This window comes from Gracilibacillus thailandensis (assembly GCF_010994055.1).
GTDB lineage: Bacteria > Bacillota > Bacilli > Bacillales > Amphibacillaceae > Gracilibacillus > Gracilibacillus lacisalsi.
This window is the reverse complement of the sequence record NZ_WJID01000118.1, coordinates 1-7,319: the sequence shown is the minus strand read 5'-3', so window position 1 is coordinate 7,319 and position 7,319 is coordinate 1. Positions and strand designations below refer to the sequence as shown.

Below are 7,319 nucleotides of genomic sequence, written 5' to 3'. Positions count from 1 at the left end.
TTCAAAATGGCTACTCTGCTTACAAATGCGTTGATACCAAGGATTATATACTTTCTTTCCTTACAAGATAGACAATCAGCTACTTACTAATTACGTTATGGAATAATTATTAATGAAGGCCACCCTCTTCAGCACGCGCTTTACCTATTTAAAATACAGTAACGACACGGGTATAACTTTCTTCATTCAGCAGAAAAAAACCGCTATGTGACCACATAACGGTTAATCTTTTACTATTTTATTAATGACTAAGTTCATAATAGAGAAGAGTATGGCTGCTATAAATGCTGTACCAAATCCTTCGATAATGAAGTTATTACCTAATAACGCTTGTGTTAGCCACAATGTGATAGCATTAATCACCAATAAAAATAAGCCTAATGTAATAATCGTGATAGGTAACGTTAAAATGACTAAAATTGGTTTCACAATGGCGTTTAATACGGCAAGAATCACACTAGCAATTAAAGCCACGACAAAACCATCAAGGATAAAGCCATCAAATAAATAGTCAATTAACATTAACGCTAATGCATTAAAAACAAGTGATAAAATCCAGCGCATGCTTAATAATCACCTCTTTTAGGTATAATAATTGCAGCAGCTATATAAAGAATAAATAGTGGAAATCCTGCTGTGAAAATAAGTAAGATTATATATATCAAGCGTAATATCGTCGCATCTAAATTAGAAGCTTCTGCTATTCCGCCTAATACTCCTGCTACCATATTATTCGTTTCGGAACGATACAATTTATTATTCATATCGTTAATCCTCCTAGGTCCGTTTCATATTATTACTTTTCCACAATAGAGATAGAATAAACCTCGTCATTATACTATGATTTTTTTCTATAGATATTGCTTAAAATTTCCATGTGTAAAAAGATTCTACACCTAACCATTGTTTGGTTGCTTCTACAATGTCATCTGCTTCGTTTCTGACCTTGGAGAGCATACCATCTGCCTGTGATTTATGCGCTTGGATTGTTTCAAATTTTTTGGTGAACACTTCACTTACATCATTCTGGATATCTGGCTCACCTAGTTCTTCCAAATGATTACGGCTGATTGCTTGTGCCCAAACAGTAGGGCGTTCATTTTCAGCGAACTTTTCGACTGCTTTAATTGCCGCTGCACCAAATGCATCATGATCAGGGTGTACAGCGTGTCCTGGGTAGTGCGTTATAACTATTGATGGCTTAATTTTGTTTAAATAAGAAAAAAGATGATCTGCTACTTCTTCAGTGGATTCAAATTCTAATGTTTTATCACGGTATCCTAGCATCTCCAAGTTGATGTCTAGTACTTCACATGCTTGGATTAATTCTTTTTTTCTAATTTCAGGTAAAGTTTCTCTTGTCGCAAAAGTAGGATTACCCATATTTCTTCCCATTTCACCTAATGTTCCGCATAAATAGGTGACAGGAACTCCTTTTTCCCGAAAAGTTGTGATCGTTCCAGATGCACCAAATGCTTCATCATCTGGATGCGGATAAATAACTACGACGTGTTCTGACACAATAATTCCCCCTCTTCGTTAATACTGAAATGGTGATTCACTTATTTGTAAGGCTACCATCAATCTTCCTTCGCGATCATGACCTGCCATTAAAAGTCTATTTTGCTCATCCACTTCAAACTGGTTAACACCTTCTGCATATATCCAGCCTATATTCAGTTTTAATCCAACACGATATGTAGCGCCTGCACCTACTACTTTTCCTCGCTGATAAGTTACTTTCGCGTTACGAATAAACGCACCTACATTATAGGCGTCTTGATTAAAATGACTTGCATATGCTCCATTGGTTGTTTCCAAGTGAACATATACTTCTTTATTTGCAAAACTATCAATGTGTTCTTGTAGTTGATTGATTTCAATTGGTTCCATAGAAAATGGACTCCTCCTCTTCCAACATTCTGCCTCTATTTTAGCATAGTATGAGCAGAAGTTCTTGTCTCAGAATTGCAAGATTTTTCTGATAGTAAGTAACTTGAAGTAGAAATAATGGCTGCCCTTATGGGGACAGCCATTAATGCTTAACTACCTATTTTCGCTTCCATTCTCGCTTTGTCTCTCTCTAAAATAGGTTTTAAATACCTTCCAGTGTGGGATTCCTCCACTTCTGCGATTTCCTCTGGAGTTCCAGTCGCGACTATCGTTCCACCACCATCTCCGCCTTCTGGACCGAGATCAATAATATGGTCTGCCGCTTTAATCACATCTAAATTATGCTCGATAATAATAACGGTATCTCCATTTTCAACAAGACGCTCGATTACCGCTAACAGACGGGAAATATCATCGATGTGCAAGCCGGTTGTCGGCTCATCCAAAATGTATAATGATTTTCCGTTTGAACGGCGGTGTAATTCACTTGCCAATTTTACACGCTGTGCTTCACCACCTGATAACGTTGTTGCTGGCTGGCCGAGACGGATATAACCTAATCCAACGTCATAAATGGTTTCTAACTTTCGTTTAATTTTCGGAATATTTTCGAAGAATTTCATTGCTTCCTCAATGGTCATATCCAACACATCAGCAATATTTTTCCCTTTATATTTTACTTCTAATGTTTCACGATTATATCGTTTTCCTTCACAGACTTCACAAGGTACATAAACATCAGGTAAAAAGTGCATTTCGATTTTAATAATGCCATCACCACGGCAGGCTTCACAACGACCGCCTTTGACATTGAAACTGAAACGACCTTTTTTATAACCACGGATTTTTGCTTCATTCGTTCGGGCAAAAACATCACGAATATCATCAAACGCACCTGTATAAGTTGCCGGATTGGATCGCGGTGTTCTACCAATTGGTGATTGATCAATATCGATAACTTTTTCTAAATGCTCGATACCTCTAATTTCTTGATGTTTACCAGGTTTTTGTTTCCCGCGATGCAATTGCACCGAAAGACTTTTGTGTAATATTTCATTGATTAAGGAGCTTTTTCCTGATCCAGAAACACCAGTAACTGCTGTATAGATACCGATCGGAATTTTGACATCGACATTTTTTAAATTGTTTTCTTCTGCTCCAATGATTTCGATAAAACGTTCATTAGATTCAGACCGTTTAGCAGGAACTGGGATGAACTTATCTCCGGATAAATACTGGCCAGTTAATGATTTTTTCTTTTTCATTACTTGGTTTGGAGTTCCCTGTGCTACGACTTCTCCACCATGTTCCCCCGCACCTGGGCCAATATCAATTAAATAATCTGCTGCCAACATTGTATCCTCATCATGTTCGACAACAATCAGCGTATTACCGAGATCACGCATGCGTTCTAATGTCTGGATCAATCGATCATTATCTCGTTGGTGTAAGCCGATCGATGGTTCATCTAGCACGTAAAGCACACCAGTTAATGCTGAACCAATCTGTGTTGCCAGACGAATACGTTGTGCTTCTCCACCGGATAACGAACCAGCAGAGCGAGATAAAGTCAGGTATTCCAGACCAACATTTTTCAAGAATGTTAAGCGATCATCTAATTCATTTATGATCATATGTGCGATTTGTTTATCTTTTTCAGATAATTTAAGTGATGTAAAAAAGTGATGTGCTTCTGTCACTGATAGCGCTGTGACTTGACCAATATGCAAGTCATTTACTTTAACAGCAAGTGCTTCCTCGTTTAAACGGTAACCTTCGCATGTCGGGCAGGCTTTCGTTGTCATATATTTTTCCATTTGTTCACGGATAAAATCAGATGACGTTTCACGATATCGACGAGCAATATTATTTAATACTCCTTCAAAATAAATATCGTTTTCACGCAGCATGCCATAATCATTTTCATAACGGAAATAGATTTTTTCTTTACCACTGCCATTTAAAATCTTATCTAATTGTTTTTTCGGTAGTTTTTTAACGGGTACATCCATATCTATGCCGTAGTGCTTACAAACACTTTTCAATAGTTGCGGGTAGTATTGGGAACTTGTCGGTTCCCATGCAGCAATAGCCCCCTGATTAAGGGTTAGGTCTTTGTTCGGGATTACCAGATCTATGTCAACTTCCAATTGTGAACCGAGCCCGTCACAAGTTTTACAAGCCCCCCATGGACTGTTAAAAGAGAATAGTCTTGGCTCTAATTCATCGATCGAAAAGCCGCAAATAGGACAGGCGTGATTTTCGCTAAATAACAATTCTTCATCACCAATAATATCGACGATCACTTTACCATCACCTAATTTCAAGGCTGTTTCCAAAGAATCGGATAGTCGACCTGTAACACCGTCTTTGACAACAATCCGGTCGATCACCACTTCAATCGAATGTTTTTTATTTTTGTCTAACTGAATATCATCACTAATTTCCCGCATTTCTCCGTCGATGCGCAAACGGATATACCCTTCTTTTTGCAAGTCCTCTAATACTTTTACATGTGTACCTTTACGACCAGAAATGACTGGCGCAAGAATTTGTAATTTCGTTCGTTCGGGATAATCCATAATGCGATCGACCATTTGCTGGACTGTTTGAGAAGTAATTTCTTCACCATGAATCGGACAAATCGGATGTCCAATTCTGGCAAAAAGTAAACGCATATAGTCATAGATTTCTGTTACAGTACCAACCGTGGAACGTGGATTTCGGCTTGTCGTTTTCTGATCAATCGAGATCGCGGGCGATAAACCTTCAATAGAATCAACATCCGGTTTGTCCATTTGGCCTAAGAATTGACGAGCATATGCCGAGAGTGATTCGACATACCGACGTTGTCCCTCGGCATAAATTGTATCAAAAGCTAATGATGATTTACCTGAACCAGACAACCCTGTTAAAACAACTAACTTATCCTTTGGAATATCAATGGATATATTTTTTAAATTATGAGCACGAGCTCCTTTTATCGAAATGGATTTTTTAGCCATTTATTTCACCCTTCTGCTTTCAATTCTAAAACAAGATCACGAAGCTCTGCTGCTCGTTCGAAATCGAGCTCGCGAGCCGCTTGTTTCATTTCGTTTTCCATTTTTTCAACTAAATCTTGTTTTTCCTTCTTCGTCATTTCACTTACTTGTTTTGCTGTACTATCATATTGTTCTTCATCTTCTGCCGCCATCGTAGCACGGATCACGTCGCGAACTCCTTTATTGATCGTTTGAGGTGTGATACCATGTTTTTCATTATAAGCCTGTTGTTTTTCACGACGTCGATACGTTTCATCGATAGCGGTTTGCATCGAATCGGTTACTCTGTCGGCATACATAATAACCATACCATTTTCATTACGAGCTGCACGCCCCATCGTTTGAATTAAGGAGCGCTCAGAGCGTAAGAAACCTTCTTTATCAGCATCGAGGATTGCCACAAGCGACACTTCGGGAATATCTAACCCTTCACGTAAAAGGTTAATTCCAACTAATACATCATATTTCCCTACTCGCAAGTCACGAATAACCTCTATTCGTTCTAATGTTTTAATTTCCGAATGTAAGTAAGCTACTTTTAGCCCAACTTCTTTTAAATAATCGGTTAAATCCTCTGACATTTTTTTCGTAAGTGTTGTTACTAACACACGCTCATTGCGATCGACTCGTTTGTTGATTTCACCGATCAAATCATCTACTTGACCATCGATTGGACGAACATCCACTTCTGGATCTAATAAACCTGTCGGACGGATAATTTGCTCCGTCATTTCAGGTGTATGTTCTAGTTCGTATGGTCCTGGAGTTGCTGAGACATAGATCAGTTGGTTTACCTTTTTCTCAAATTCTTCAAATGTCAATGGACGGTTATCTAATGCGGACGGTAAACGGAAACCATGATCGACTAATACCTGTTTCCGTGCCTGGTCTCCATTATACATCCCACGAATTTGCGGTAAGGTAACATGAGATTCATCAATCACAATAAGTGAATCATCTGGAAAATAATCAATTAATGTATAGGGAGTCGATCCAGGTTCTCTTAATGTAAGATGGCGGGAATAGTTTTCGATTCCTGAGCAAAATCCCATCTCCTCCATCATTTCCAGATCATAGTTGGTTCGTTGCTCCAAACGTTGTGCTTCTAATAATTTATCTTCTTCGCGGAATTTTTCTAGTTGTTCCTGTAATTCTTTTTTAATGTTTTCCATTGCTACTTTTAATTTTTCTTCTCGGGTAACGAAGTGTGATGCCGGGAAAATCGCAATATGCTCGCGATCACCGATGATTTCACCTGTTAACGCATCTACTTCACGAATTCGATCGATCTCATCCCCAAAGAATTCTACCCGGATACAATGTTCCTCTCTTGAAGCTGGGATAATCTCGACCGAATCACCACGAACACGGAAAGTACCGCGTTGGAAATCAATATCATTTCGAGCATACTGAATATCGACAAGACCTCTTAATAACTCATCTCGGTCTTTTTCCATACCTACTCTTAAGGATAACACTTGGCTACGATATTCTTCCGGCGAACCTAGCCCATAAATACAAGATACACTAGCAACAATTAAGACATCATTACGTTCAAACAATGCAGATGTTGCGGAGTGTCGCAATTTATCAATTTCATCATTGATGCTTGCATCTTTTTCAATAAACGTATCTGTCGACGGTACATATGCCTCTGGTTGATAATAATCATAGTAACTAACAAAATATTCAACTGCATTGTTCGGGAAAAATTCTTTAAATTCACTGTAAAGCTGACCCGCTAACGTCTTGTTATGTGCAATGACTAATGTTGGCCGATTAATCTCTTTGACGACATTACTGATGGTAAACGTCTTCCCAGTCCCAGTTGCTCCGAGCAAGGTCTGGTGACGTTTCTTTTTCTCAATGCCTGTTACCAGCTCCTTAATCGCTTTAGGCTGGTCCCCTTGTGGCTGATAAGGTGCTTGTAATGAAAAAGTTTGTTCTTCCACCTTGATACCTCCGTTCTCATACTACTTGTCATATTATACACTATATTCCAATAAAAAGCGAACAAATATTCGTTATCATTTTTGATTCTCTTTCTTCATTATAACCAAAGCTGCCGGGATGATAAAAAGATATGATGTAATGAAAGGATATTAGTGGATCACGGAGCTATGTTAGGGGTTACTATCAACTTTTGAGATTTACTATCAACTTCAAGTACTTTACTATCAACTTTCAGTCAGCAAAAAACCACAGCTAAACACAGCTGTGGCTTTTCTTAAAAGGAAAGAAAGTATATAATCCGCGTTATCAACGCATTTGTAAGCAGAGTAGCCATTTTGAAATAGCTTGTATAGGAAACCATCGCTGCGGCTGTCCGCTTCCCTTTCCGTTGGGTTTTACCTTCAGCTAACTTTTCCAAGCAAAAACCGC

Annotated in this window: 6 protein-coding genes; all 6 read right to left on the bottom strand. The window is 38.5% G+C overall.

Going from position 1 to position 7,319, the window contains the following annotated elements:
* Window positions 1–222 precede the first annotated feature (222 nt).
* Complete coding sequence (locus GH715_RS20890; protein WP_018930974.1) at window positions 223–564, bottom strand: phage holin family protein; 342 nt, start codon at window positions 562–564, stop codon at window positions 223–225.
* 2 nt (window positions 565–566) lie between these two features.
* Window positions 567–764 (bottom strand): PspC domain-containing protein, encoded by a 198-nt coding sequence (locus tag GH715_RS20885; protein WP_153837190.1) that lies wholly within the window; start codon window positions 762–764, stop codon window positions 567–569.
* A 100-nt stretch (window positions 765–864) separates the two neighbouring features.
* Window positions 865–1,521: a bacillithiol biosynthesis deacetylase BshB2 gene (gene bshB2, locus GH715_RS20880; RefSeq protein ID WP_163578820.1), complete on the bottom strand. Its 657-nt coding sequence runs from the start codon at window positions 1,519–1,521 to the stop codon at window positions 865–867.
* An 18-nt stretch (window positions 1,522–1,539) separates the two neighbouring features.
* Complete coding sequence (locus GH715_RS20875) at window positions 1,540–1,893, bottom strand: YojF family protein (protein WP_153837189.1); 354 nt, start codon at window positions 1,891–1,893, stop codon at window positions 1,540–1,542.
* Between the two features lie 149 nt (window positions 1,894–2,042).
* Window positions 2,043–4,898 (bottom strand): excinuclease ABC subunit UvrA, encoded by a 2,856-nt coding sequence (gene uvrA / locus GH715_RS20870; RefSeq protein WP_153837188.1) that lies wholly within the window; start codon window positions 4,896–4,898, stop codon window positions 2,043–2,045.
* 5 nt (window positions 4,899–4,903) lie between these two features.
* Entirely contained in the window at window positions 4,904–6,889 is a 1,986-nt protein-coding gene (gene uvrB / locus GH715_RS20865) for an excinuclease ABC subunit UvrB (protein ID WP_163578819.1), read from the bottom strand.
* Window positions 6,890–7,319: the final 430 nt, after the last annotated feature.

Coding starts and splice junctions, on each gene's coding strand:
- GH715_RS20890 (WP_018930974.1), bottom strand. CDS start 564: ATGCGCTGGATTTTATCACTTGTTTTTAATGCATTAGCGTTAATGTTA.
- GH715_RS20885 (WP_153837190.1), bottom strand. CDS start 764: ATGAATAATAAATTGTATCGTTCCGAAACGAATAATATGGTAGCAGGA.
- GH715_RS20875 (WP_153837189.1), bottom strand. CDS start 1,893: ATGGAACCAATTGAAATCAATCAACTACAAGAACACATTGATAGTTTT.
- uvrA (WP_153837188.1), bottom strand. CDS start 4,898: ATGGCTAAAAAATCCATTTCGATAAAAGGAGCTCGTGCTCATAATTTA.